Origin of the sequence: Shewanella sp. 11B5, from assembly GCF_002836795.1 — a bacterium.
Taxonomy (GTDB): domain Bacteria; phylum Pseudomonadota; class Gammaproteobacteria; order Enterobacterales; family Shewanellaceae; genus Shewanella; species Shewanella frigidimarina.
This window is the reverse complement of sequence record NZ_PJAP01000080.1, coordinates 1-1,354: the sequence shown is the minus strand read 5'-3', so window position 1 is coordinate 1,354 and position 1,354 is coordinate 1. Positions and strand designations below refer to the sequence as shown.

Sequence of the window (1,354 nt, the reverse complement as noted above, 5' to 3'; positions counted from 1 at the left end):
ATTAGGCATTTTAAACTATTTAGACTAACAGCTAGCCATAATAACGCTTAAAGCTGGCTAAAGGTAAGCAGACCTTTAGCCAGCCTATAGTCTAATAATAAAAGCTGGAATACCGAGTTTGCTTGTGAATTTTCGCGTATCTTTTGATGCGCATTTTTTTATCTTTTTTTCGCACAATGAGTCACAATCAAAAACAACTACTAGGATTCTCTTTTGGTCACGGCTTTTTAGTTGAACTCACTAAAAAGTAACTGAAAATATTATCTTTTAATTGTGGATGCTCATCTGAAAACTTCACCCCAATATTCAATACACCTTCAATGTTTTGAACTTTAACCATGCTACCCGTTAAAATCCCTGAAAGATCAGTGTTAATCGAGATAGCCACATGTATCTCTTCGCCTTGTTCAATATTCACCGTTTTGGCGTCTACCGTAAGCAAACAGCCAGTAGAAGAAAAGTCGAGCATTTTTGCACTGATTTTATTGTCATTGTGCATAATAAACACATCTTGCTCGATATTAACCCGCAACTGATCTCTGACTTTTTTCTTGATGATAGTTTTAGGCACGCTAATGCACAGCATTCTAATAGGTTGATTAACCACAGAGAATATGGTCGATTTAAAAGCAACAATGTCTTTAAAACCGCTATTCGTCATCGCCCTTACCACAATTTCAGCGTTCACTAGCATATGCTGATAAGCCTCAGAAAAACCTTTATTGGGATACTCAATCAAGATAAACCGCCCAACCTGATAACCAATTAAGCTCGAACGTGACTGCACTGTTTTACCATTGGCAAAATGAATTTCAACGAACAATTCCATACCAATGTCAATTAGGCGAAGATCAGCATACAACGAAGCACTTACTGGCGTTGTCATTAGTTATTTACCATCGTGTTACTCACCATAATGGACCTCATTTCTATCAATCTATCGACTCCAATAACACTTAATAACATTAACATATCAGGTTTAGTTTAGTAGTCACTAGCGTAGTGCTAATCCTACCTAACCTCAACCCTGAGTAATCGATGCAAAAATAATTAGCGGCCAGCTTATTTCGAGACTGCAATTGCAAATTTGGCATGTGTTTTATTAACATCACATATTGGCACATCAATCGTTAATCTACGGTAAGTCCATACAACGCAGGTAACAACACGAAGGGTTATTTGAGAGGCGTTTGTCATTCCGAGTATCGGTTACTTATACCAAACAGCGATAATTAATACTGACTATTGTATATCAACAAGGCATCAGGCTCATATCTTTAGCATTAAAGTATAATGCTAACCTACTGTTATAAAAATGAATAACCTATTTTGATACTGCCTCTAAATATTTTTC

General features: G+C 36.5%; 1 protein-coding gene. It reads right to left on the bottom strand.

The genetic code is table 11. The features are described from left to right. Positions 1–217: 217 nt before the first annotated feature. Entirely contained in the window at positions 218–886 is a 669-nt protein-coding gene (locus CXF78_RS00660) for a flagellar brake protein (protein ID WP_102035699.1), read from the bottom strand. Positions 887–1,354 lie beyond the last annotated feature (468 nt).